The sequence below is a fragment of the Aeromonas sp. 11P genome, from assembly GCF_051920165.1.
Classification (GTDB): Bacteria; Pseudomonadota; Gammaproteobacteria; order Enterobacterales; family Aeromonadaceae; genus Aeromonas; species Aeromonas veronii.
The window spans coordinates 184,868-209,089 of record NZ_JBQBDJ010000004.1 but is presented as its reverse complement, the minus strand read 5'-3'; the positions used below and the strand labels follow the sequence as shown (position 1 = coordinate 209,089).

Below are 24,222 nucleotides of genomic sequence, written 5' to 3'. Positions count from 1 at the left end.
GACACCCTGCTCAGCTACGCTGGCTCAGGACACCGTCTACCAGACCATAGGCCACGGCCTGCTCGGCGGACATGAAGTTGTCACGATCGGTGTCACGCTCGATGGTAGCCATGTCTTGACCGGTGTGGAACGCCAGGCGCTCGTTCAGGGTATTTTTGATCTTCAGGATCTCCTGGGCGTGGATCTGGATATCAGATGCCTGACCCTGGAAGCCACCCAGCGGCTGGTGGATCATCACGCGGGCGTTAGGCAGGCAGAAACGCTTGCCCTTGGCGCCACCGGCCAGCAGGAAGGCACCCATGGAGCAGGCCTGCCCCATGCAGACGGTGCTGACATCCGGCTTGATGAACTGCATGGTGTCATAGATGGACATGCCCGCAGTCACCGAACCACCCGGCGAGTTGATGTAGATATAGATGTCCTTGTCCGGATTCTCGGACTCGAGGAACAGCAGTTGGGCAACCACCAGATTGGCCATGTGATCTTCAACCTGACCGGTCAGGAAGATCACCCGCTCTTTCAGCAGACGGGAGTATATATCGTAGGAACGTTCACCCTTGGCAGTCTGTTCGACCACGATGGGGACCAGCGCATTGCTGGGAGAATCGGTCATATCGTTATAGTTCTTGTACATAAGGCATTGTCCCTAAAATAAAATGGCCCGAGTGGAGATCACACGCCATTATACTTAACAGTCTTGACCTTAAGTCAAATGTTCTTAGGCAGCGGCGCCAGACTTGTTGATCACTTCGTCAAAGGCAACTTCTTTTTCGGTCACTTGCGCTTTGGACAGGATCAGGTCGATGGCTTGATCTTCTACTGCCAGGTTACGAACGCCGTTCAGCATCTGTTCGTTCTTCTGGTAGTACTCGATCACTTCCTTCGGATCTTCGTAGGCAGTCGCCATGGACTCGATGATGCTGTTTACACGGGCATCGTCAGCCTTGATCTCGTTGGTACGGATCACGTCACCCAGCAGCAGGCCTACGCGTACACGACGCTCGGCTTGAGCTTGGAACAGTTCAGCCGGCAGCTCGGGTGCGTTACCGCCCTGGAAGCCACCGAAACGCTGCAGAGCCTGCTGACGCAGTGCGTCGATCTCTTGAGCAACGGCAGCTTTCGGCAGGTCGATTTGGTTGGCTTCAACCAGACCGTTCAGAACCTGCTCTTTCACGCTGTTTTTCAGGGCTTGAGCCAGTTCGCGCTCCATGTTCTTGCGCACTTCGGCTTTCAGCTCTTCAACAGAACCGCTTTCGATACCGAAACGCTTCACGAACTCTTCGGTCAGCTCAGGCAGGATCTGCTCTTCAACCTTGATCAGCTTGGAAGCGAACTTGGCTTCTTTGCCTTTCAGGTTTTCAGCGTGGTAGTCAGCCGGGAAGGTCACTTCGATGGTGAACTCGTCGCCCGCTTTCTTGCCCAGGATGGCGTCTTCGAAGCCCGGGATCATGCGGCCAGCGCCCAGAACCAGGTTGAAGCCTTCAGCTTTGCCGCCATCGAACTCTTCACCGTCGATGGAACCGACGAAGTCCATGGTCACACGCATGCCATTGGCAGCGGCAACATCGGCACCAGCCCAGGTAGCGTGCTGCTTGCGCAGGGTGTCGATCATGTTGGCCAGATCTTCATCCTTCACGGTAGCAACCGGCTTCTCAACCTTGATGGTCTCGAGACCTGCAACTTCGAACTCCGGATACACTTCGAAAGTGGCGGTGAATTCGAAATCCTGACCTTCTTTGATCTCTTTCGGATCCATGGTCGGGGCACCGGCCGGGCTCAGTTTGTTTTCGATGATGGCTTTGATGAAGTTGCTCTGCATCATTTCATCAGCAACGCGGGCGTGAGCCATGGCGCCGAACATCTTCTTGATGATGGCAACCGGAGCCTTGCCAGGACGGAAACCGTCGATGCGACGAGTTTTGGCCAGGCCATTCAATTCTTTACGCACAGCGGCGTCTACGGTAGCAGCCGGTACAGTGATGGTAAGACGGCGTTCCAGACCCTGGGTTGTCTCTACAGAAACTTGCATTCTTCTACCTCGTTCAACTCAGCACTGTGTGCTGACCCTTTATTGCCCCTGGGCAAAGCCCGGAGTCTTCCTGTTTATAAAGACAACGATATGTCTTTGTGATGAGAAAATATGACGCGGCATTATAGCGGCGCACTTTGGTCGAGTCGAGCCACACATCCCCCACATTGAGCGGCGTGCAAGCACAATTCGTGCAAAACTGCCCTTTATATGGGGAGAGAGGTGCCCGACTTCAACTATCCGATGGCAATAATTTTGCGTTTGCTCACCTTTTTTCATCCGAACGCCGCTTTATTGCCCATCTTTCGCCGAAAAACAGCCCACTGTTGCGGGCGGCGACTCAATTTGACCAGCCAAATGGCGATTGGACCAATCAACCATTGCGTCCCTACCCCTCCCTCGTTATGGTGGCAACCAAATTGATGATCTGGAGTCACTCACATGGCCTTTTTCCGCTTCTTGTTCAATCTGCTCTGGTTTGTACTGGGAGGTGTCTTTATGGGCCTGGCCTGGTGGCTGGCCGGTCTTATCTGCTTTATCTCGCTGGTCGGCATCCCCTGGGGACGTGCCTGCTTCGTGATCGGCACCTTTACCTTCTTCCCGTTTGGCAAGCAGGCGGTCAATCGCAAGACCATGACCGGCCAGAGCGATATCGGCACCGGCACGCTGGGGCTGATTGGCAATATCCTCTGGTTCGTGCTGATCGGTGTCTGGCTGGCCATCGGCCACATCGCTTCCGCGCTGGCCTGCTTCGTGACCATTATCGGTATTCCGTTCGGTATCCAGCACCTCAAGCTGGCACTCATCAGTCTGGCGCCCATCGGCCAGATGATTGTGACCAACCAGGAGGCGGAATCGGGCCGCTATATCCGCTAACGGCGGGAAATGCGCGGGCAGACGCTGCCCTGCAACGAAAAAAAGGGCAGACTAGGGTCTGCCCTTTTCTATTCTCTTTTGTTGAGGCCATCATGTTACCCAGCCACTTTTTCGCCAATCTCGCCCGCATGAAACTCATCTACCGCTGGCCCCTGATGCGCAACATCCAGCCGGAAAACATTGCCGAACACAGCCTGCAGGTGGCCATGGTGGCCCATGCCCTCGGCATCATCAAAAACCGCCTGTTTGGCGGCAGCGTGAATGCCGACCGCGCCGCCGTGATGGCGCTCTATCACGACAGCAGCGAGGTGCTGACCGGCGATCTGCCTACCCCGGTCAAATACTTCAACCCCGAAATTGCCCGCGAGTACAAGAAGATAGAACTGGCCGCCGAGCAGCGTCTACTTGGCATGCTGCCGCCGGAGCTGGTCGAAGATTTTCGCCCCCTGCTCTATTCGGCAGCCCAGGATGGCGAGCTGGCCAGGCTGGTCAAGGATGCCGACACCCTCTGCGCCTATACCAAGTGTCTGGAGGAGATCAACGCGGGCAACCGGGAGTTCGAACCGGCTCGCAAGCGCCTTGAAGCCATGCTGGCAGCGCGGATGAGCGATGAGATGCGCTACTTTATCGACACCTTTGTAGCCAGCTTCTCCCTGCCACTCGATGAGCTGAACGCTCACTAAGCCAGTCTACATGACCAGAAAACAAAAGGGCCCGCCGGTTTGCACCGGCGGGCCCTTCGTTCTTTATTGCGCATTAGATGCAACGCATCAGTGACCCAGCTCGCGGGACGGTACCAGACCGCTCGCCCGCCAAGCGGGATAGAGGGTCGCCACCAGGCTCATCAGGATGGCGGCGCCCGTCACGATAAGCAGATCCTGCATATGCAACTCGGTCGGCAAGAAGTCGATAAAGTAGATATCCGGATTGAGGAAGCGGTGACCGATGAGCTTTTCGACAACGCTCAGGATCTGGGTCAGCTTGCTGGAGAGCAGCCCGCCCAGCAGGGCGCCGAGCAGGGCACCGGCCACGCCGTTGACCATCCCCTGAATGACGAAGGTGAGCCGGATCTGGTCGGGGCTCGCCCCCATGGTCTTCAGGATGGCGATCTCGCTGCGCTTCTCGTTCACCGCCATCACCAGGGTGGAGACGATGTTGAAGCAGGCGACAGCCACCACCATCAGCATCACCACATACATGACGGTACGCACCATCTGGATGTCCTGATAGAGGTAGCCCTGGCTGTTCATCCAGCTGCGGATATAGACGTGATGAGGGAACTGCTGCGCGGCGGCTACGGTGATGGATTGCGCCTTGAGCACATCGCTCACCCGCAGGCTGAAGCCCTCCACATCGCTGCCCATGCCGGTGATCGCTTGCGCATCGGCCAGATGCATAAAGCCGAGCAGGCCGTCGAGCTGACCGCCGATCTCCAGCAGCCCTACCACGGTCAGGGCTTCGCGGCGGGGATTCTTGATCCCGGCCTGATCGCCCCCTTGCGGCAGCAGCAGGGCAACAGAATCCCCCACCTTGACGCCCAGCTTGTCGGCGATGGTCTTGCCGAGGATTACCCCACGTTCACCCGGTTGCAGCTCACGCAGGCCGCGGCCCGTCATGTATTTGCCGGCATCCGACAGATTGGCTTCCAGATCGGGCAGCACGGCGCGCAGTTGCACCCCCTTGAGGGCAGAGCCATGCTCCAGCAGGCCATTGAGGCGAATGACCGGCGCTGCCGCCTCAACGCCCGGCTGGGCCAGCAGGTAGTCGCGCAGACGTGGCCAATCCGGCAGCGGCCGCTCGACGGCGTCCAGCTCACCTTGCGGCACGACCGAGAGCACCCGATCTTTGAGCTCCCGCTCGAAACCGTTCATGGCAGAGAGGCCCAGGATCAACGCCATCACCCCGAGGGCGATACCGATCAGGGAAGAGGCAGAGATAAAAGCGATAAACCCGTTGCGACGGCGGGAGCGGCTGTAACGCAGGCCCAGAAAGAGGGGCAGCGGTTTGAACATCAGGCAACCTCCGCCATCACGCCGCTCACCAGGGTCACCCGGCGATGGAGCTTGGCCGCCAGGCTCAAGTCGTGAGTCACTACCACAAACGCAGTGCCCAGTTCACGATTCAGTTCACACAGCAGTTCATACACCGCAGTGGCACTGGCATGATCCAGATTGCCGGTGGGTTCATCCGCCAGCACCAGACTCGGTTCGTTGACCAGCGCCCGGGCGATCGCCACCCGCTGACGTTCGCCACCAGAAAGCTCAGAGGGACGGTGGTTCAAGCGATGGGAGAGCCCTACCCTACCCAGCATCTTGGTTGCCTTTTCGGTGGCAACCGCCACCGACTCACCGGCGATCAGCAGCGGCATGGCCGCATTTTCCAGCGCACTGAACTCGGAGAGCAGGTGGTGGAACTGGTAGACAAAGCCCAGCTCGCGGTTGCGAAAACGGGCCTGGGTGCGGCTATCCCAATGATGGATATCCTCCCCCTTGAACAGCACGGCGCCACTGGAGGGGTTGTCCAGGGCCCCCATCAGATGCAGCAGAGTGGTCTTGCCGGAGCCCGAGCTCCCCACCACCGCCAGCATTTCACCGGGCGCGACGCAGAGATCGATCCCCTTGAGCACCTGAGTCTCCAGCTCCCCCTCTTTATAGACATGATTGAGCGCCTGGCAGCGCAGCAGAGGTTCACGGGATACGGCTTCATTCATAACAGGGGCTCCACTTACGCCAGTGACCACAGAGGCACCAGTAACAACGCCGGTACTCGCACCGGAGGTAACAACAGAAGATGTATTATTCACGGCATTACTCATAACGCAGCGCCTCGGCCGGTTTCACCCGCGCAGCGCGGGCCGCCGGGTAGAGGGTGGCACTGAAGCTCAGCAGCACGGCGCCCAGCAAGATGGTGATGACCTGAGCCGGCTCGACAATGACCGGCAAGCCACTGCCACCCGCCGCCATATAGAGGTTGAGCCCCACCGCATTGAGCAGGGGGTTGAGACCCAAGGAGAGCGCCAGGCCCGCCAGTCCGCCAAACAGAGCGCCAATCACCCCGCTGGAGGCGCCGAGCACCATGAAGATTTTAACGATCCCCGATTCACTCATACCCATGGTGCGCAGGATGGCCACTTCGCCCTCCTTGTCCGTCACCACCATCACCAGCGCGGAGAGGATGTTGAAGGTAGCGACGGCGATGATCAGCACCAGCATCAGCCCCATCATCCGTTTTTCCATGGCGACCGCCTGGAACAGCTCGCCCCGCTCGCGGCGCCAATCCTGCCAGACCAATCCGTCAGGCAACGGCGTCTTGATCACCTCGTCAGCCGCAAAGGGATCATCGAGCCAGAGGCGAATGCCACCGACGGTTTCTGGCGGCAGACGCAGCAACCGCTGGGCATCCCCCAGGGCGATCAGCGCAATCTGGTTATCCACATCGGCGCCTACCCCGAAGATGCCGGAGACGGTAAAGAGGCGCTGGGCAGGTACCCGACCAAACGGAGTGAAGCGGGTCCCCTCGGTCAGGATCAGGCGAACCTGATCGCCGATGGAGACATTGAGGCGACGTGCCACCCCCTGCCCCAGCACGATGCGGTAGTGGCCGGCCTGCAGGGTATCGAGGCGCCCCCCCAGCATCTGGCTGTGGAGGATGTCATCCTTGGGCCACTTTGCAGGGTCGATCCCCTGCACACTCACCCCGGTCAGCTGGCCGGGGCTTTGCAGCATCCCTTCGCTGTCGAGCATGGGGGCCGAGGCGACCACATGGGGTAATTTGGCCAGATCCGGCAAGCCTTGCGGGTCTGCATCAATGCGGCCAGCCTGATTGGTCAACACCACATGGGGGATCACCCCGAGGATGCGCCCTTTGAGCTGCCCTTCGAAACCGTTCATCACCGAAATGACCACCATCAGGGCGGCGACCCCGATGGCGATGCCAAAGGTAGAGAACAGGGAGATAAATGAGACGAAGCGATTGCTGCGCTTCGAGCCTGCATAACGCAGGCCGATGGCCAGCGAAAGGGGCTGAAAAAGTCCGGTCTTCAAGGATATGTACGTTGCCAACAAAATAAGATACCGGATAATAAAGGGAAACCGTCCATGACAACAAGGGATAGCCTCCATGCAGGAACAGTTCTTCAGCGTCACTCATGCCACGCCGGTCAATGTGATCCCCATGCCGGCCGACTTCCACCTCCCCTCGCTGGAGGAGCTGGACGCTGAGCTGCCGGAGCCCTTTCGGATCTCCTCGGCCATTACCTCCATCGATCTGGTGACCACTCGCCTGCTGCGCAACCAGAACGAGTCGATGCACGATCTGATCGAGATCGTCAATCAGCAGTCCCGCAAGATCGACATGATCATGGGCTATGTGCTCTCCCTGCAGGACCATCCGGAGCAGCGCTTTCACACCCTGCGCTTCGGGGCTGGCCAGCTCACCTACCTGCACCCCTATCATGATCACGGGGTTGCGCCGCACCTGCACCAGATAGTGCGCCTCAAGATCTTCCTGCGGGAAGAGGCGGCCGCCATCTACTGCTATGGCCAGGTCAAACAGCTCGACGGCGGTGAACATGGCACCCATGTGCAGCTCGACTATGTGCGGATCCGCGAAGATGACCGTGAACTGCTGGTTCGAGCCAGCCTCCACGTGCAATCGAAGCAGCTCAAGCTGCGCGCCCAAGAACGCCAGCGCTAACCAGAGCGAACGTCAGCGATAGATAACGTCAACGTTAAAAGAATCGAACCATGCCAATGACACTCCCCGCCTTGCCCGCCAAAGCGGGCCAAAAGATCACGCTCGGCCAGCTGGTCGGCAGCAGCCTCTCGCTGATTGCAGCCCGTCTCACCAATGAAGCCAAGGGGCCGGTACTGCTTATCACCGCCGATACCCCGAGCGCCCTGCGCCTGGAGCAGGAGCTACAGTACTTGCTGGCAGACAAGCAGCTAGCCGATCAGTCCGCCCCCGTATTGCTGTTCCCCGATTGGGAGACTCTGCCCTACGACACCTTCTCTCCCCATCAGGACATCATCTCCCAGCGGCTCGAGACTCTCTACAAGCTGCCGCAGATGAGCAAGGGGGTGTTGATCGTCCCTATCTCCACCCTGATGTTGCGCTGCGCCCCCCGGGTCTATCTCGACAAATACAGCCTGATGGTGAAGGCCGGTCAGCGCCTCAATCTGCAACAGTTGCGCGGGCGCCTTGCCGAAGCGGGTTACGTGGCGGTGGATCAGGTGCTGGAACATGGCGAATTTGCCGCCCGCGGCTCCCTGCTCGATCTCTTCCCCATGGGCAGTAGCAGCCCCTATCGCATCGACTTCTTCGACGATGAAGTGGACTCCATCCGCCCATTCGATCCCGAAACCCAGCGCTCCAGCGAACCGGTCAAGACGGTCAGCCTGCTGCCTGCCCGGGAATACCCCACCGACGAGGCGGCCATCGAACTGTTTCGCGGCCAGTTCCGCGAGCAGTTCGAGCTGTCGCGGGCCGAGGGTTCCGTCTATCAGGAGGTGAGCAAGGGACGCTGGCCCGCCGGCATCGAGTACTATCTGCCGCTCTTCTTCAACCAGACCGCTAGCCTGTTTGACTACCTGCCGGAAGAGACCCTGCTGCTCACCGTAGGGGATATCTACCCCGCCGCCCAGCGTTTCTGGAACGATATCGGCCAGCGCTATGAAGACAGACGCTGGGACAACACTCGCCCACTACTGCCACCGGCCCAGCTCTATCTGCCGGTGGAGCAGCTCTTTGCCTCTCTGGGCCAATATGGCGCAGTGCGGCTGCAAGAGGCCGCCACCGCGGGCGATGCCGGTCAGCACGATCTGCCCATCGAGGCGATGCCGGATCTGCAACTCGATCACAGCAAGGAGCAACCCCTGCTGGCGCTCAACCAGTTCCTGCAAGGTTTTGCCGGGCGCACCCTGTTTGCGGTGGAATCCGAAGGACGGCGGGAGGTGCTCGGCGATCTGCTGGCGCGTATCTCGCTGCAACCCAAGGAATTCCCCTCCCTCGACGCCTTTATGGCGAGCCCGGATCGTCACGGCCTGCTGGTTGCCCCCCTTGAGCGTGGCTTCCTGTGGCAGGAGGTCGGTCAGGATCCACTGGCGCTGATCACCGAGACCGAACTGCTGGGCGGCAAGGTGCGCAGCAAACGAGCGCGGGAGAAGAGCAAGAACCTGAGCTCCGATGCGGTGATCAGAAACCTGGGCGAGCTGACCCAGGGTCAGCCAGTGGTCCATCTGGATCACGGGGTCGGCCGCTATCTGGGGCTCGAAACCATCGATGCCGGTGGCCTGCCCACCGAGTTTTTGACCCTTGAATATGCCGGCGGCGACAAGCTGTTCGTGCCGGTCACCAGTTTGCACCTTATCAGCCGCTATACAGGCTCTGATAACCCGCCCAGCCACAAGCTCGGCGGTGAAGCCTGGAGCAAGGCGCGGCGCAAGGCGGCGGAGAAGGTGCGCGACGTGGCAGCCGAGTTGCTGGATGTCTACGCTCATCGCGCCGCTCGCGCCGGTTTTGCCTTCAAGCACGACAAAGAGGCCTATCGCCAGTTTGCCGCCAGCTTCCCGTTCGAGGAAACCGACGATCAGCTCAACGCCATCAATGCGGTGCTGGGGGACATGTGTCAGGCCAAGAGCATGGACCGACTGGTGTGTGGCGACGTAGGTTTCGGCAAGACCGAAGTGGCGATGCGGGCGGCGTTTGTGGCCGTCCACGGCGGCAAGCAGGTTGCCGTGCTGGTGCCCACCACCCTGCTGGCGCAACAGCACTACGACAACTTCCGCGATCGCTTTGCCAACTGGCCGGTGCGGGTAGAGGTGCTGAGCCGCTTCCGCTCCGCCAAGGAGCAGAGCGCTGTGATGAAGGAATTGGCTGAGGGCAAGGTGGATATCATCATCGGCACCCACAAGCTGCTCGGCTCCGAACTCACCTTCAAGGATCTGGGACTGCTCATCGTCGATGAGGAGCATCGATTCGGGGTACGCCAGAAGGAGAAGATCAAGGCACTGAGGGCCGATGTGGATATCCTCACCCTCACCGCCACTCCTATTCCGCGCACCCTCAATATGGCGATGTCCGGCATGCGGGATCTCTCCATCATCGCCACCCCACCCGCCAAGCGGCTCGCCATCAAGACCTTCGTGCGTCAGCACGAACCGGCGGTGGTGCGCGAAGCGGTACTGCGGGAACTCAAGCGTGGCGGTCAGGTCTACTACCTGCACAACGACGTGGAGAGCATCGAAAAGTGTGCCGCCGATCTGGCGGAGCTGGTACCCGAGGCCCGTATCGGCATCGCCCACGGCCAGATGCGCGAACGTGACCTTGAGCGGATCATGTCCGACTTCTACCACCAGCGCTTCAACCTGTTGGTCTGCACCACCATTATCGAGACCGGCATTGATGTGCCGAGCGCCAACACCATCATCATGGATCGGGCGGATCATCTCGGTCTGGCCCAACTGCACCAGCTGCGGGGCCGGGTTGGCCGCTCCCACCATCAGGCCTACGCCTATCTGCTCACCCCCCATCCCAAGCTGATGACCAAGGATGCGGCCAAGCGGCTGGAGGCGATCGCCTCGCTCGAAGATCTCGGCGCCGGTTTTGCGCTGGCGACCCACGATCTGGAGATCCGTGGCGCAGGCGAACTACTCGGCGACGATCAGAGCGGCCAGATTGAATCAGTCGGCTTCACCCTCTACATGGAGATGCTGGAGCAGGCGGTCGAGGCGCTGAAAAATGGCAAAGAGCCGTCGCTGGAGCAGCTGATGAGCCAGCACACCGAGGTGGAGCTGCGCCTGCCTGCGCTGCTGCCGGATGACTATATTCCGGACGTCAATATGCGCCTCTCCATGTACAAGCGTATCGCCAGCGCGGCAGACGAACAGGAGCTGCGCGAGCTGAAAGTGGAGCTGATCGACCGTTTCGGCCTCTTGCCGGAGGCGACCAAAACCCTGCTGGAGCTGGCCGCCTTCCGCCAGCGTGCCACCGCCCTTGGCATTCGCCGGGTGGAGATGAGCGAGCGTGGCGGCTATCTCGACTTCACCCAGGAGACCAAGGTCAATCCGGCCTATCTGGTCAAGCTGCTATCCAGCCAGCCACGGGTCTACAAGATGGACGGGCCGACCCGGCTGCGCTTCCAGGTGCCGACCCAGGATCGCGCCATGCGCCTGAAACTGGTGGATGGTTTGCTGGCTGATCTGGCCAACAACAGCCTGTGAGTCTCTGCAACGCTGGCGGCGAGCCAGAGAGATAACGCCAACTAAAACGGGAGCCAAATCGGCTCCCGTTTTAGTTGGCTGGTGACTAGCGTCTCCCTTCTCCCCTTGTGGGAGAAGGGCCGGGGATGAGGGGGGCAGTGAAAACCATTCCCCTCATCCTGCCCTATCCGCACGGGAGAGGGAATCGCGCCGGTAAATGTTGGGCTTCGCTGCACTCAGCACCAACCTACACCTCTGACGATCAGCCCTGGTTGGCTGGATCCTCATGGGCGGAGAACTCGCGCATAAAGGCCTCGGCGCGCTCCACCATCTTGGTCGAGCCAACAAAGTAAGGGGTACGCTGGTGCAGCGCGGTGGGCTGGATATCCATGATGCGGCCAAAGCCGTCGGAGGCCTTGCCACCAGCCTGCTCCACCAGAAACGCCATCGGGTTGCACTCATAGAGCAGGCGCAACTTGCCGTTCGGCGAGTTGGTGCCGGACGGATAGATGTAGATGCCGCCCTTGAGCAGGTTGCGATGGAAATCGGAGACCAGCGAGCCGATATAGCGGGAGGTGTAGGGTCTGTGGGTCGCCTCGTCACGCTCCTGACAATATTTGAGGTACTTCTTCACCCCGTCCGGGAACTTGATGTAGTTGCCCTCGTTGATGGAGTAGATCTTGCCCTCTTCCGGAATGCGGATGTTCTCGTGGGAGAGGCAGAAGCAGCCGATGGAGGGGTCGTAGGTAAAGCCGTTGACGCCAAAGCCGGTGGTGTAGACCAGCATGGTGGAGGAGCCGTAGACCACATAACCGGCGGCGACCTGACGGTTGCCCGGCTGCAGAAAGTCCTCCAGGGTCACCGGCGAACCCTGCGGGCTCAAACGGCGGTAGATGGAGAAGATGGTCCCGACCGAGACGTTGACGTCGATATTGGAAGAGCCATCGAGTGGGTCGATCAGCACCACATACTTGGAGTTTTTGGAGAGCGGTGAGTCAAAGGCGACGAAGTCCTCTTCTTCTTCCGAGGCCATGCCGCACACCTCGCCGCGCGCTTCGAGCGCAGCCTTGAAACGTTCGTTGGCGTAGACATCCAGCTTCTGCTGCACCTCGCCCTGTACGTTTTCAGCGCCTATGGAACCGATGATATCCGCCAGTCCCGCCTTGTTGATCTCCCGGTTCACCACCTTGGCAGCAAGGCGGATCGAGCTGAGCAACGAGGTCAGCTCACCGGTCGCGGTAGGATAATCCGCCTGCTTTTTGACGATGAACTCACCCATGGTGATCATGTTTCGCATTTTTGTTCCTTTAGATCGCATCCGTTGGCATTGAAAACGTTTGCAGGCATCGGCAAAAAAATGCCGATCACCGGCGGCCTTGATTTGTAACCTAATGTAACGTCTGTTTTTTGTTTTTGCAGCGAATTAAGCGGCCTATTAAATAGGCTATTTCGCCTCACGTTATGGTAAAAGGCGTGTTTTATTCGGTTTCAATCGATAACTTTCGGCCCCTTAATTCGTGGCAATAACCTGCGACAAGCCATGAGCTGACTGGCCTTTGGCCATTAAAAATGGAGTCTGATGGGCCTGCTGTTCCCTCAGCCAGTTCCCTCAGCCATTGCCTCTTGAGATCCGATCGCCAATCCAGCACACTGATTTCGCTTTGGAAGCAAATAAAACTCAAGGATTATCAATGAACAAGACTCTCATTGCCGGCATGGTAGCCGGACTGTTTGCCCTTCCCGCCTTGGCTGCCCAGGTGCCTGCCGGTACCAAGCTGCTGCCGGATGCCCAACAAATCTACGTGACCAATATTGGCACCGAGCCCACCACCATCGACCCCCAGCTGGTAGAAGAGACCGCCGGTAGTGCCATCGTCAACGATCTGTTTGAAGGGCTCTATGAGCTGGATAATACCGGCAAGATCAAACCAGCAGGCGCCGTCAGCTACGACGTCGACAAGACAGGTACCGTCTACACCTTCAAGCTGAGGCCCGAGGCCAAGTGGTCAAACGGTGAACCTGTCACCGCCGCCGATTATGTCTACGGCTGGCAACGGGCGGCCGATCCCAAGACGGCCTCCAACTACGCCTGGTTTATCGAGTTGACCGGAGTGGTCAATGCAAGCGAGGTGACCCAGGGCAAGAAGAGCCCGTCAGAGCTCGGGATCAAGGCGCTCGATGACCACACCCTGCAGGTCACCCTGAAAAATCCGGTCCCCTTCTTCCTGAAGACGCTGGCCCACTACACCACGTTCCCGGCCCCCAAGGCCACCATTGAAAAATACGGCAAGGATTGGGTCAAACCGGGCAATATCGTCTCCAACGGTGCCTTTGTACTCAAGGAGTGGACCCCCAACGAGCGGCTGAGTGCCGAGCGCAATACCCACTACTGGAACAACCAGCACACCGTCCTTAACAAGGTGATCTATCTGGAGATCGTCTCCGAAACAGCCGCCTACAACCGCTATCGCACCGGTGAACTGCACTACACCACTTATCCGCTGGAGCAGTACAAGCAGCTCAAGAGCAAGAGCCCGGAAGAACTGGTCAGCGTCCCCACGCTGGCCAGCTATTACTATGTCTTCAATACCCAGCGCAAACCGTTCGATGACCCGAAAGTACGCAAGGCGCTCTCGCTCGCCATCGACCGGGAGACCATCACCGATAAGATCCTGGGACAGGGACAAATTGCCGCATATAGCTTCACGCCCCCCATTGTGGACGGTTTTGAATTGAAAAAACCGGCCAGCCAGCTGCAGAGCAAAGAGGAGCGGATCAAGCAGGCCAAAGCCCTGTTGGCCGAAGCGGGCTATGGCCCGGACAAGCCACTCACAGTGGACATTCTCTACAACACCAACGAGAGCCACAAAAAGATCGCGCTGGCCGTCTCCTCCATGTGGAAACACAACCTGGGGGTCACTGCCACCCTCAACAACATGGAGTGGAAGACCATGGTCTCGGCACTGAACGAGGGGGATTTCGGGGTTAGCCGCTATGGCTGGAACGGGGATTATAACGATGCCTCCACCTTCCTCGACATCATGACCTCCAGCAGCAGCGCCAACAGCGGCAAGTGGTTCAACAAGGAGTACGACGCCCTGCTGGCCAAGGCCCACGACTCGCTGGATCCCGCTGAACGCAATGCCCTGTATCAGCAGGCAGAAGCTCTCATTGATGCGGATGCCCCCATCGCCCCCATCTATTTCTCGGTCAAATCCAGGTTGCTCAAGCCTTTCGTGAAAGGCTACCCCCACCTTAACCCGCAGGATGTGGTCTACAGCAAGGAGCTCTATCTGGTTGCCCAGTAACCGGCTAGGAAGATGTAACCATAAAAAAGCGCCTGCATTGCTGCAGGCGCTTTTCGTTGGCGGCCATGCGGGCCATTGGGCCCGTCTACGCTTTCGCGCAAGATTACTCTTCGGGACAAGGAGCCAGCACTACCCGGCGGCGACCCATCACCACCGGACGCACCAGCAACTGAGCCAGCAAAACCCCCATCAGGGTCAGACCGCCCCCGATCAGGTGATAGCTGGTCAACCGCTCACCCAGCAGGGTGATGGCAAGGCCAGCCGTCATCACCGGCAGCAGGTTCATAAAGATGGCGGTACGGTTGGCACCGAGCAGGGCGATACCCTGCATCCAGAGCCAGGGCGAGAGCGCCGAAGTGGGGATACCGGCATAGAGGATCAGCCACAGGGCCCGCCCATCCGGCCACTGGCCATCCACCAGAAAAAAGAAGGGGGTCAGGATCACCACACTGCAGATCACCTGACCGTAGAGCAGCGACCAGTTGTCGAGCCCCAGATCCCACTTCTTGAGCAGCACGCTGTAAAGGGCGTAAGTTCCCGCCGAAATCAGCATATAGACAGAGCCGATATGAATGCCTTGGGTAAACAGCCGGGTCGGATCCCCCTGCCCCAGCAAGATAGACAAGCCAAGGATGGAAAGCAGCGCCCCCAGCACAGCGCCCCAGGTGGGCCGCTCACGCAGCAGCCAGATACTGAACAGCACGGTTAGCAGCGGCGTCAGTCCCATCATCAACCCCATCTCGGTAGCCCCCAGCGTTTGCGCCGCGTAGTACCCAAAAGTCTGGTTGAGCACCATGCCCAGCGAGGCCAGCATGGCGATCTGCCATAGGCCAGCGCGCAGGCGGGCACGCGCACGCCATACCCGACGGGCCAGAAACGGACTTAATACCAGCGCAGCCACCACCCAGCGCGACCAGGCCAAGGCTGCAGGGGACAACACACCAACCGCCAGTTTACTGACGATGCCATTGCCAGCCCAAATGGCAATGCAGGAGAAGGGAAACAGAAAGGCAAGGGGCATGAGAAGATCCAGACCGAAGAGAGAACAGCGGGCCAGTATAGGGGGCGATGGAAGATAAACAAAGGTGTGGGCCTGAACAGCCACGCGGTGAACGCCAGTCGCCAGAAACAAATATGCCCGCAAAAGTGCGGGCATATCAGTGCAGAAACAGGTTCAGAAGCGCATCACGCGGCATCCATGTGCAGTCTGGAGATCAGCTCGTTGACCTCGGTGACTGTCTGGCGGTGGGGAATATCCGCCGGATTCGGCATCAGCAACAAACCGGATTGGAAATCAAACCGCCCCCGACCATGGATGTAAATCCGACCTTTAAAGAAGGTTTTGACATGCTTTGCCACCATCAGTGGCAGGTACTTCTTGAACACTCTCATCGTTTGCAACCTCTTGCAGTTGTATCCGTATGACAGCAGCTTCTGCGAATTAATTCCGTAAAATATTTATAAAAATCCGGAAAACTCGCCCATCTCTTCCCAAAAAATTCAATCTATAACTTTTTATTAACTTTTAGCCTATTGTATGCGGCCCTTCGAGCCAGAGCAAGGCTCCTTTGCCATCGTGCCACTCGATACAAGCGATCCCCGAGGTGGCGAACATGGGTGCTCCTGCTGCCGGGCAGAGGCTTTGCACCAGATAACCCACCAGCGGCAGATGGCTGACCATCAGGATCTGGTCATATTGTTCAGCCAAAGTGGTGAGGTAGCTGGCCACGAAAGCGGGATCACCGTAAGGGGTAATGTCGCCACTCTCTTCAACGGCTGCTGCGTCAGGTAATTCATTGCATATGGCTTGCCAGGTCTGGCGTGCCCGCAGATAGTTGCTGTGGATCACCCGCTCCAGCGGGCCAATCAGCTGAGGCGCCAGCCAGCGGGCCATCTGGATAGACTCTTCAATACCCTGCTCGGTCAATGGACGCTGTTCATCTGTTTTCGCATTCATGCCAGCCTGGCCATGACGCATGATATAGATCTTCATTACAACCTCGCCCAACGGGCCTGTTTTGATAGCCGGGGGATCTTACCCCGCCACGGGTGTGGAAACAATTGCGCTACCTCTCAGAAAAGGGTTTGCCTGACGGGATAGCGGGGTCGATAATCATGTTTAAATTCAAATAAATCCAACGTGAGTCACACGCCAATGAGCCCATATGCCAGTCCCAATGACCATCGGCAATACCATTTTCTGGAGCTGGCCAATCGGCTCAGGGTCTTGTTGATTTGTGATCCCGATACCGACAAATCTGCCGCTTCTCTGGCGGTCAATACCGGCCATTTTGACGATCCCGCCGACCGGCAGGGAATGGCCCATTTTCTGGAGCACATGCTGTTTCTCGGCACCTGCACCTACCCCAAGCCTGGTGAGTACCAGCAATTTATGAGCCGTCATGGCGGCAGCAACAACGCCTGGACCGGTACCGAGTTCACCAACTTCTTCTTCGAGATCGACAACGGCTTCTTCGAAGCAGGGCTGGATCGCTTCTCCCAGTTCTTTATCTGCCCCACGTTTGATCCGAAGTGGGTGGACAAGGAGCGCAACGCAGTCGACTCCGAGTATCGCCTCAAGCTGCAGGACGACATGCGCCGCAGCTATCAGGTGCATAAAGAGACGGTCAACCCGGCGCACCCCTTCTCCAAGTTCTCGGTGGGCAACCTCGATACCCTGGCCGATCTGCCGGGGCGGGATCTGCGCTCCGACCTTATCCGTTTTTACGAAAGCCACTACAGTGCGGATCGCATGGCGCTGGTGATGATCTCGCCGGAATCCATCGATACCCAGTTGCAGTGGTGCTGTCGCTACTTTGCTCCCATTTTGAATCGCAATTTGGGAACCCCGACCCTCACCATGCCGCTCTACCGGCTCGACGATCTCGGCGTGCGCATCCACATCAATCCGGTCAAGGAAACCCGCAAGCTTTCGCTCTGCTTCCCCCTGCCCAATGTGGACGAGTTCTACGACAAAAAGCCCCTCACCTTCCTGAGCCATCTGATTGGTTATGAGGGGGATGGCAGCCTGCTCTCCCTGCTCAAGGCGAAAGGGTGGGTCAACCAGCTCTCGGCGGGTGGTGGCATCAGCGGCGCCAACTTCAAGGATTTTGGCGTCAACTTTGGCCTAACTCCTCTGGGCCTTGAACATGTGGACGACATCCTCGCCGCCCTGTTTGGCTATCTGAAACTGATTGGCCGCGAAGGGCTGCAGAGCTGGCGCTATGACGAAAAACAGACCGTACTCGAATCGGCGTTCCGCTTCCAAGAGCGCGGCCGCCCCCTCGATACGGTGTCGGGGTTGGTGCTCAACCTCTTTAGCTACAAACCTGAGGATCTGCTCTACGGCGACTACATGATGCGCGAATATGACGAGGGGCTGATCCGCCGCTTCCTCGCCAAGCTCACCCCGCACAACCTGCGAATCACCATCACTGCGCCGGAAGTGGCGACCGATCGGCTGGCCCGCTGGTATCAAACCCCCTACAGCGTGACGACCATTACCGAGGCCGAGAAAATTCGCTGGCAGCAGAGCGAACCGGATCCGGCGCTGGCGCTGCCCAAGCCCAACCCCTTTATCAGCAGTAGGCTCGATCCGCGCACGCCAGAGCTTGCCGCCGACATGCCCGCCTGCCTTATCGATCGCCCCGGTTTTCGCCTCTGGCACCTCCATGAGCACCTGTTCAGCGTGCCCAAGGGCAATCTCTACATCTCCATCGACAGCGAACATGCGGTCAAAAATCCGCGCAATATCGCCATGGCGCGCCTCGCCGTGGAGCTGTTGGCCGACCACCTCAACGCCCTCACCTATCCGGCGGAGCTGGCGGGGCTGGGTTACCAGATCTATGCCCATCAGGGGGGCTTTACCATCAACCTGAGCGGCTTTGCCGACAAGCAGCCGCTGTTGCTCGACATGATCCTCGGCAACCGCACCCTGGGGTATCCGGATCCGGGTCGCTTCGCCGAGATCAAGGAGCAGCTCATTCGCAACTGGGACAACCAGTCCAAGGCGCGCCCCATCTCCCAGCTTTTTAACCAGCTCACCAGCCTGTTGCAACCCAACAACCCGCCGTTCGAGCAGTTGCTGCGCCACCTGCGCACCGTCGAGCTGGAAGAGATGCCCGGCTTCGTGGCCCAGCTGTTTGGCGAGGTGCATGTCGAGGCGCTGGTACACGGCGATTGGACTGCCGCCGAAGCGCTGGAGCTGGCCGCCCTGATGGAGCGTCACCTGAGCGACATCAATGGCACCAGCAGCAAGCCGAGCGGCGAGACCCGCCGCCCGCTCATCTCCATTCAGGACAGGGGCACCCTTATTCGCGAGCAGGGTTGCGATCACGAAGACTCGGCACTGCTGGTCTACTACCAGTCCCGCACCACCCGGGCGCGGGATCTCGCCTGCTTTACCCTGGCGAACCACATCATGTCCTCCACCTTCTTCCACGAGCTGCGCACCCGCCAGCAACTGGGGTATGTGGTGGGCGCTGGCAACCTGCCTCTCAATCGCCATCCGGGGCTGATCTTCTATATCCAGTCGCCGGTGGCGGGGCCGCAGATCCTGCTCGATGCGGTGGAGGAGTTTATCGACCTCTTCCCGCTCGCCATGCTCGAATTTACCGAGCAGCAGTGGCAGGAGAGCAAGGCGGGGCTGCAAGCCCAGCTGAGCGAGCGGGATGCCAATCTGCGCAGTCGCGGCCAGCGGCTGTGGGTCAGCATCGGCAACAAGGATCTGGGGTTCGATCAACGGGAGCGGGTCTGCGACGAGGTGGGCAAGTTAAGCCGCGCCGATCTGGTGCGCTTTATCACCCAACTGCGTTCGCGCACCTCCGATCGACTGATCCTCTGCAGCTATGGTCAGGGGCACGAACATGACGAGCGGATCACCGGCCAGTTTATCGACGACCCACGGGCATTTCGGCTCAATGCCGCCACCTTCGAGGCCTGAGCAGGCCTCGACATCCCCCGTTTTTCCTTCCCACGGCAAATCGCAGACAATAAAAAGCCGACCCATCAGGGTCGGCTGGAAAAACCATAACAATTGCGACCAAAGCCGCCAAAAGTGAACATGAGCGTGAAAATCAGACACTGAGTTGCTGATCAGCAAGCGGGAAAGACCCGATACTCGCTTTGCAATGCCAACAGTGATTGAGAAACAGCCTCATATTAGGCACTCCCCCCGTCAGTCACGTTGATCTACGTCAAAGGAGGTAGCGAAGAGCGCACAGCCCGATGATTTGTCGGCGCAGATCACCCTTTGGCCGCCCGTTAGCCACGGCGAACCAGTCGGTAAGCCACCTCATCGAAGTAGGAGAGCTGACCCGACAGCACTCGCGGGTGATCCACCTCGGCGGCGCGCCCCAGCACCTCGATACGAAAGTCCCGTTCGAACAGCGCTCGCACCTCCATCTCACCCACCGAGAAGGGGGGCTGACTCTGCTGCTCCGGCTGATATTCGAGGGTCACCAGCAGGATCTGGCCACCGGTCTCGACCAGCGAACTGATCAGGGCTGCATACTGGCGGCGCATCGCGGTCGGCAGGGCGATCAGCGCCGCGCGGTCATAGACCAGCCGGTAACGGCGACCCAGACTGGTGGCGGCGAAAAAATCCCCCTGAAAAATGCGCAGGCTGTCCACCTGATGGCACTGATAAGGGCCCACCTCGCTCACGGTCGCGGCAAGCTGGTTTTCACTGAAGAACTGGCTGACGGCAAGGCTCGATAGCTCGAAACCATCGACCGGATGGCCCTGAGCACTCAGCCAGAGCATGTCGCGGGACTTGCCGCACAGGGGAACCAGCACCGGCTCGTCCGCTTGCTGGGCTGACCACCAGGATTGCAGCCAGTGGTTGAAGTCCGCCTGATGAAAGCCAATCCGGTTCTCTTCCCAACGCTGATGCCAAAACGCAGCTTCCATCGTTATTACCCTTCTGTACTAAAGATGCCTCAATATCACAACTTAACCGGCACCGCGCAACCCTCTGCCCTCCCCTTTTTGCCGCGCAGCCTCTGCGTGTTATCGGACGGATGGCGGGACGTCATCTTGCCGTGCGCTTCACTGTCGCAATGGGCGCTATTGTCTGCGTTTATAACGGACAAGGCACACCAATCCATGCAAATACGTCATGCATTGATAGCCATTAATGAAAGAAGGGAATGACGTTGGCAGGCCAACTCGTGCCAGCCAACGCCAGAAAGATCACGACAGCGTGGCGCGAGCGGCTGCCAGCTGACGCTCGATATAAGCAAAATCGGGGCGTTCGGCGGGGAGTTCCGAGAGACAGGCCGCTTTGAGCTGATGCAGCCCATCAAGCGGTGAGTCTTGCGTATCGCAATGGGCCAGCAGCTCCTCCAGCAGGCAACCAAAGGCGCGCACTTCCAGTCGCTCAAGGCCCACGGCCCGCTCGCGGTCGCAGCGGTCATATAAGGAAGCGGCGCCAAAATCCCCCAGCAAGGCGCGAGCCGGTGCGTCAGAACCGCGGGCAAACAGAATATTGTGGCCGTAGAGATCCCCGTGCATGATGCCCGCGCGGTGCAGATGGCCCGCCACCGAGGCGATGCCGTGGGCCATCGCCAGCGCATCCGGCACACTCAGATGCAGCCCCTCGGGATAGACATCCCGGGTGCAGGAGTCCAGGCTCGGCGGCCCGGCCAGATTGGCAAAGGCCGGGTCGATCAGCTCCATCACCAGCGCCGGAATGCCGGAGGGGTGATCCGCCACCTTGCCCATCACCTTGATAAGGTTTGGATGAGTGCCCGCCGCCAGCGATGCCGCCATCTCGCAGCGGGGCAGCCCGTCGCTGGTCACCGCCCCCTTGAACAGCTTGACCGCCACCTGACTGTCATCGCCTCTGTCGCTCGCCTGAGTCACTTCATCTGCAGGATTAGCCACAAGGGTGGCGCGATGGATAACGCCGGATGCTCCCTGCCCCAGCAGCTCGCCCAGCGCCAGCGTCTCCCAGGCAAGGGGAGCGACATGGGCATCATCGATGGCCCGCGCCTCCGCCCCTTCGCTAAAGGGGTTGCCGGAGTAGGCAAGCCATGAAAGGCGAGGCAGCGAGAGCAGCCACTCGGGGAAGCGTTCGATGCGGTTGGCGGCGATGCGAAGCAGCTCCAGATTGCGGCAGTTGGCAAGACTTGCTGGCAACTCGTGCAGGCGGTTGCCCGCCAGCATCAACTTTTGCAGGGCGTCGCACTGGCCCAGCTCATCAGGCAGCCGGTCAATTGCGTTATCGGTCAGGATCAGCCAGCGCAAACCGGCGGGCAGCGCCTTGGCCGAGACGGTAACAATCCGGTTGGCCTTAAAACCCACCATGGTGAGCGCCGGACAGCGCCCCAGCACCTCGGGCAACTCGGTAAAGCGGTTCTCGGAGCAGAAGATGATGCGCAGTTTGCCAAACCCGGCCAGCTCGTCAGGGAGTGCGCTTAGCTGGTTGCCGGTGAGATCCAGCACCTCCAGCGTCTCTTTCAGGCTCAAAATCTCGCTGGGGAACTCCGTCAGGTTTTCAGAGAGCTTCAGATGGCGGGCACCGCACAGTTCACCTGCGCGCAGCTGTTCCAGAGTATGCATAACCGTTTCTCAATCCTGATGATCTGCCTGATGGCACAGCGACCATCAGCGCACGCCGAACTTGGGTCCGGCGATTTTAAAGGGGGGCATTATAAAGAATTCGGGGCTCAGTTCTCCCCTTTTGTTGCCGCAAAGGCCTGTATCGACATGCAGCAAAACGACTAGGGAACAAAGAGAGCAAGATTCGGGTCGTTCCGGCAAAGAGTGGTTGCCATAGTGGGGGCCAAACCCAAGTCGGTTGGAACCTATTGGGGTTCCAACCCACAGCCAACCTTGTGCACCACTTAGCTGGCGCACAACACACCTGCGAGGGAACTGCCATGTCATTACTGTCCAACAAGGTCGCCATCATCACCGGCGCCAGCTCCGGCATCGGTCGCGCCAGCGCCATCCTGTTTGCCCGCGAAGGGGCCAGCGTCGTCGTCGGTGCCCGCCGCCAACCCGAGCTGGATCTGCTGGTGGAGGAGATCCGCCATGAGGGGGGCCAGGCGGTGAGTCTGGCGGGAGATGTGAAAAGCGAGAGTTACGCCCGCGATCTGGTTGATCTCGCGCTAACCCGTTTCGGGGGGCTCGATATCGCCTTCAACAACGCCGGTACCACAGGCACGCCGGGCAGCGTAGAGCAGCTTGAGCTGACGCAGTGGCAGGAAATTCTGGATACCAACCTCACCAGCGCCTTTGTGGGTGCCAAGTACCAGATCCCCGCCATGCTGGCGCGTGGCGGCGGCTCGCTTATTTTTACCTCTACCTTTGTCGGCCATACCCTGGGGCTGCCCGGCATGGCGGCCTATGCGGCGAGCAAGGCGGGCCTGATTGGCCTGACCCGGGTGCTGGCTGCCGAATATGGGGCACAAGGGATTCGGGTCAACGCCCTGCTGCCGGGGGGCACCGACACCCCCATGGGACGGGCTTTTGCCAATACGCCGGAGAGTCTCGCCTTTGTGCAGAATATGCATGCCCTCAAACGGCTGGCCCAACCGGAGGAGATCGCCCGCTCGGCCCTTTATCTCGCGTCCGATGCATCCAGCTTTACCACCGGCATTGCCCTGCTGGCCGATGGTGGGGTATCAATTTGTCGTACATGACGTTGTCGCCCCCAAGATCCTGCGACCGAAACCTTATCGTGAGAGCGCCTTATGTCTGATTACGCCCGCATCGCCGATGCCATCCGTTTTATCGCAAGTCAGGTGGAGCGCCAGCCCACTCTGGACGAGATAGCGGCGCACGTTCACTTAAGTCCCTTTCACTTTCAGCGGCTGTTCAGCCGTTGGGCCGGAGTGACGCCCAAACGCTATCTGCAGGTGCTGACCCTGGAGCGGGCCAAGGCGCTGCTGCTGGAGTCGCGCCCGCTGCTTGAGGTGGCCGATACCCTGGGCCTTAGCAGCGGCTCGCGGCTCTACGATCACTTTGTGCAACTCGAAGCGGTAACACCGGGCGAGTACAAGCAGCGCGGGGCCGGGCTGGTTATCGATCACGGGGTGCACGACACCCCTTTCGGTCAGGCATTCGTCGCCCTGACCCAACGGGGGGTGTGCAACTTCTCGTTTCTCGATGACCAGACCCTAGAGACGCCGCTGGCCGCCCTCGCCCACAGCTGGCCTGAGGCAACGCTGCAAGAAGCGCCATCACGCACCCAAGGGGTCATCAACACCATGTTCGATGGCAGCAAGGCGCCGGATCGCCCCATCTCCTTGCACGTGAGCGGTACCAACTTTCAGATCAGCGTCTGGCGGGCGCTGCTGCAGATCCCGCCCGCCAAGGTGGTGAGCTACGCCCAGGTTGCGAGCGCCGTCGGCAATCCCAAGGCCGCCCGCGCCGTGGGTCTGGCGGTGGGCGCCAACCCCGTCGCCTTGATGATCCCCTGTCACCGGGTCATCCAGCAAAACGGCAAACTCGGCGGCTATCACTGGGGCGAGACCCGCAAACAGGCAATACACGCCTGGGAAGCGGCGAGGTATGAGTGAAGGTGGGCTTTTTCTGCCCGGCCTAATGAGGAGAACAGGAATCTTGGTAGTGAGTCAGCAGATAATCAGGCAGCGCCAGACAAACATGCGGCGATATAAAGCAGGGAGATCAGAAGAATCGGGGCGCAGATCGCCCCTTTTGTTGCTTTGGCGATACATGACGCTCAGCGACACCCCTGCGGATTAACGAAACACGTAGGGTGCAATAAGTGCAGAGCATTGCACCATTTGCAGAGCGGCTATTGAGCAAGCTATAAGGAACAAGAGTAGTGGTGCAATTTCAT

General features: G+C 59.4%; 19 protein-coding genes. 8 read left to right on the top strand and 11 right to left on the bottom strand.

Features of this window, described 5'->3' with window-relative positions:
* Positions 1–10 precede the first annotated feature (10 nt).
* Positions 11–634 carry an ATP-dependent Clp endopeptidase proteolytic subunit ClpP gene (gene clpP, locus ACTG1P_RS01235; protein ID WP_005336979.1) on the bottom strand — a complete coding sequence of 208 codons (624 nt, stop codon included), beginning with the start codon at positions 632–634 and terminating at the stop codon, positions 11–13.
* 84 nt (positions 635–718) lie between these two features.
* Positions 719–2,029, bottom strand: a complete 1,311-nt coding sequence (gene tig, locus ACTG1P_RS01230; RefSeq protein WP_440000238.1) for a trigger factor — start codon at positions 2,027–2,029, stop codon at positions 719–721.
* Positions 2,030–2,470: 441 nt separating this feature from the next.
* On the opposite strand from tig, the gene ACTG1P_RS01225 reads away from it, so the two are divergent.
* Both ACTG1P_RS01225 and yfbR read left to right on the top strand, forming a co-directional pair.
* Positions 2,471–2,905, top strand: coding sequence for a YccF domain-containing protein (locus ACTG1P_RS01225; RefSeq protein ID WP_076495751.1), 435 nt, complete (start codon positions 2,471–2,473; stop codon positions 2,903–2,905).
* Between the two features lie 92 nt (positions 2,906–2,997).
* Positions 2,998–3,588, top strand: a complete 591-nt coding sequence (yfbR, locus tag ACTG1P_RS01220) for a 5'-deoxynucleotidase (protein WP_440000237.1) — start codon at positions 2,998–3,000, stop codon at positions 3,586–3,588.
* Positions 3,589–3,675: 87 nt separating this feature from the next.
* Here the strand turns inward: yfbR and lolE are convergent, their stop codons facing one another.
* From lolE to ACTG1P_RS01205, 3 genes are all read right to left on the bottom strand, one after another.
* Entirely contained in the window at positions 3,676–4,917 is a 1,242-nt protein-coding gene (gene lolE / locus ACTG1P_RS01215; protein WP_440000236.1) for a lipoprotein-releasing ABC transporter permease subunit LolE, read from the bottom strand.
* Positions 4,917–5,615, bottom strand: coding sequence for a lipoprotein-releasing ABC transporter ATP-binding protein LolD (lolD, locus tag ACTG1P_RS01210; RefSeq protein ID WP_005336988.1), 699 nt, complete (start codon positions 5,613–5,615; stop codon positions 4,917–4,919). Before lolD ends, lolE begins: the two co-directional genes overlap by 1 nt.
* Positions 5,616–5,712: 97 nt before the next feature.
* Complete coding sequence (locus tag ACTG1P_RS01205) at positions 5,713–6,948, bottom strand: lipoprotein-releasing ABC transporter permease subunit (protein ID WP_440000235.1); 1,236 nt, start codon at positions 6,946–6,948, stop codon at positions 5,713–5,715.
* A 76-nt stretch (positions 6,949–7,024) separates the two neighbouring features.
* Here ACTG1P_RS01205 and ACTG1P_RS01200 point away from each other — a divergent pair, with 76 nt between their 5' ends.
* Positions 7,025–7,600: a PilZ domain-containing protein gene (locus tag ACTG1P_RS01200; protein ID WP_440000234.1), complete on the top strand. Its 576-nt coding sequence runs from the start codon at positions 7,025–7,027 to the stop codon at positions 7,598–7,600.
* A 56-nt stretch (positions 7,601–7,656) separates the two neighbouring features.
* Positions 7,657–11,124 carry a transcription-repair coupling factor gene (gene mfd / locus ACTG1P_RS01195; protein ID WP_440002265.1) on the top strand — a complete coding sequence of 1,156 codons (3,468 nt, stop codon included), beginning with the start codon at positions 7,657–7,659 and terminating at the stop codon, positions 11,122–11,124.
* Positions 11,125–11,365: 241 nt separating this feature from the next.
* Here the strand turns inward: mfd and fbp are convergent, their stop codons facing one another.
* Entirely contained in the window at positions 11,366–12,400 is a 1,035-nt protein-coding gene (gene fbp, locus ACTG1P_RS01190; protein WP_440000233.1) for a class 1 fructose-bisphosphatase, read from the bottom strand.
* A 394-nt stretch (positions 12,401–12,794) separates the two neighbouring features.
* Here fbp and ACTG1P_RS01185 point away from each other — a divergent pair, with 394 nt between their 5' ends.
* Entirely contained in the window at positions 12,795–14,411 is a 1,617-nt protein-coding gene (locus tag ACTG1P_RS01185) for a peptide ABC transporter substrate-binding protein (protein WP_440000232.1), read from the top strand.
* A gap of 103 nt (positions 14,412–14,514) precedes the next feature.
* Here the strand turns inward: ACTG1P_RS01185 and ACTG1P_RS01180 are convergent, their stop codons facing one another.
* From ACTG1P_RS01180 to sixA, 3 genes are all read right to left on the bottom strand, one after another.
* Positions 14,515–15,432 carry a DMT family transporter gene (locus tag ACTG1P_RS01180; RefSeq protein WP_440000231.1) on the bottom strand — a complete coding sequence of 306 codons (918 nt, stop codon included), beginning with the start codon at positions 15,430–15,432 and terminating at the stop codon, positions 14,515–14,517.
* Between the two features lie 164 nt (positions 15,433–15,596).
* Complete coding sequence (locus tag ACTG1P_RS01175) at positions 15,597–15,803, bottom strand: DUF1107 domain-containing protein (RefSeq protein WP_005336998.1); 207 nt, start codon at positions 15,801–15,803, stop codon at positions 15,597–15,599.
* Between the two features lie 133 nt (positions 15,804–15,936).
* Positions 15,937–16,404 carry a phosphohistidine phosphatase SixA gene (sixA, locus tag ACTG1P_RS01170; RefSeq protein ID WP_440000230.1) on the bottom strand — a complete coding sequence of 156 codons (468 nt, stop codon included), beginning with the start codon at positions 16,402–16,404 and terminating at the stop codon, positions 15,937–15,939.
* A 162-nt stretch (positions 16,405–16,566) separates the two neighbouring features.
* On the opposite strand from sixA, the gene ACTG1P_RS01165 reads away from it, so the two are divergent.
* Complete coding sequence (locus ACTG1P_RS01165; protein WP_440000229.1) at positions 16,567–19,353, top strand: insulinase family protein; 2,787 nt, start codon at positions 16,567–16,569, stop codon at positions 19,351–19,353.
* Positions 19,354–19,673: 320 nt separating this feature from the next.
* On the opposite strand, the gene ACTG1P_RS01160 is transcribed toward ACTG1P_RS01165, so the two are convergent.
* The gene (locus tag ACTG1P_RS01160) at positions 19,674–20,321 is read right to left on the bottom strand and encodes a thiopurine S-methyltransferase (RefSeq protein ID WP_440000228.1); all 648 of its coding nucleotides are present in this window, start codon (positions 20,319–20,321) and stop codon (positions 19,674–19,676) included.
* Between the two features lie 282 nt (positions 20,322–20,603).
* Positions 20,604–21,974 (bottom strand): leucine-rich repeat-containing protein kinase family protein, encoded by a 1,371-nt coding sequence (locus tag ACTG1P_RS01155; protein ID WP_440000227.1) that lies wholly within the window; start codon positions 21,972–21,974, stop codon positions 20,604–20,606.
* A 320-nt stretch (positions 21,975–22,294) separates the two neighbouring features.
* On the opposite strand from ACTG1P_RS01155, the gene ACTG1P_RS01150 reads away from it, so the two are divergent.
* Positions 22,295–23,059 carry an SDR family oxidoreductase gene (locus tag ACTG1P_RS01150; protein ID WP_440000226.1) on the top strand — a complete coding sequence of 255 codons (765 nt, stop codon included), beginning with the start codon at positions 22,295–22,297 and terminating at the stop codon, positions 23,057–23,059.
* 51 nt (positions 23,060–23,110) lie between these two features.
* Positions 23,111–23,938, top strand: a complete 828-nt coding sequence (locus tag ACTG1P_RS01145) for a bifunctional transcriptional activator/DNA repair enzyme AdaA (RefSeq protein WP_440000225.1) — start codon at positions 23,111–23,113, stop codon at positions 23,936–23,938.
* Positions 23,939–24,222: the final 284 nt, after the last annotated feature.

Bases quoted from the DNA above. Each gene is read 5' to 3' on its own strand.
- ACTG1P_RS01175 (WP_005336998.1), bottom strand. From the start codon at position 15,803: ATGAGAGTGTTCAAGAAGTACCTGCCACTGATGGTGGCAAAGCATGTC.
- clpP (WP_005336979.1), bottom strand. From the start codon at position 634: ATGTACAAGAACTATAACGATATGACCGATTCTCCCAGCAATGCGCTG.
- tig (WP_440000238.1), bottom strand. From the start codon at position 2,029: ATGCAAGTTTCTGTAGAGACAACCCAGGGTCTGGAACGCCGTCTTACC.
- mfd (WP_440002265.1), top strand. From the start codon at position 7,657: ATGACACTCCCCGCCTTGCCCGCCAAAGCGGGCCAAAAGATCACGCTC.
- ACTG1P_RS01180 (WP_440000231.1), bottom strand. From the start codon at position 15,432: ATGCCCCTTGCCTTTCTGTTTCCCTTCTCCTGCATTGCCATTTGGGCT.
- ACTG1P_RS01160 (WP_440000228.1), bottom strand. From the start codon at position 20,321: ATGGAAGCTGCGTTTTGGCATCAGCGTTGGGAAGAGAACCGGATTGGC.
- ACTG1P_RS01165 (WP_440000229.1), top strand. From the start codon at position 16,567: ATGAGCCCATATGCCAGTCCCAATGACCATCGGCAATACCATTTTCTG.
- ACTG1P_RS01150 (WP_440000226.1), top strand. From the start codon at position 22,295: ATGTCATTACTGTCCAACAAGGTCGCCATCATCACCGGCGCCAGCTCC.
- ACTG1P_RS01225 (WP_076495751.1), top strand. From the start codon at position 2,471: ATGGCCTTTTTCCGCTTCTTGTTCAATCTGCTCTGGTTTGTACTGGGA.
- yfbR (WP_440000237.1), top strand. From the start codon at position 2,998: ATGTTACCCAGCCACTTTTTCGCCAATCTCGCCCGCATGAAACTCATC.
- lolE (WP_440000236.1), bottom strand. From the start codon at position 4,917: ATGTTCAAACCGCTGCCCCTCTTTCTGGGCCTGCGTTACAGCCGCTCC.
- ACTG1P_RS01185 (WP_440000232.1), top strand. From the start codon at position 12,795: ATGAACAAGACTCTCATTGCCGGCATGGTAGCCGGACTGTTTGCCCTT.
- fbp (WP_440000233.1), bottom strand. From the start codon at position 12,400: ATGCGAAACATGATCACCATGGGTGAGTTCATCGTCAAAAAGCAGGCG.
- ACTG1P_RS01145 (WP_440000225.1), top strand. From the start codon at position 23,111: ATGTCTGATTACGCCCGCATCGCCGATGCCATCCGTTTTATCGCAAGT.
- sixA (WP_440000230.1), bottom strand. From the start codon at position 16,404: ATGAAGATCTATATCATGCGTCATGGCCAGGCTGGCATGAATGCGAAA.
- ACTG1P_RS01155 (WP_440000227.1), bottom strand. From the start codon at position 21,974: ATGCATACTCTGGAACAGCTGCGCGCAGGTGAACTGTGCGGTGCCCGC.
- lolD (WP_005336988.1), bottom strand. From the start codon at position 5,615: ATGAATGAAGCCGTATCCCGTGAACCTCTGCTGCGCTGCCAGGCGCTC.
- ACTG1P_RS01200 (WP_440000234.1), top strand. From the start codon at position 7,025: ATGCAGGAACAGTTCTTCAGCGTCACTCATGCCACGCCGGTCAATGTG.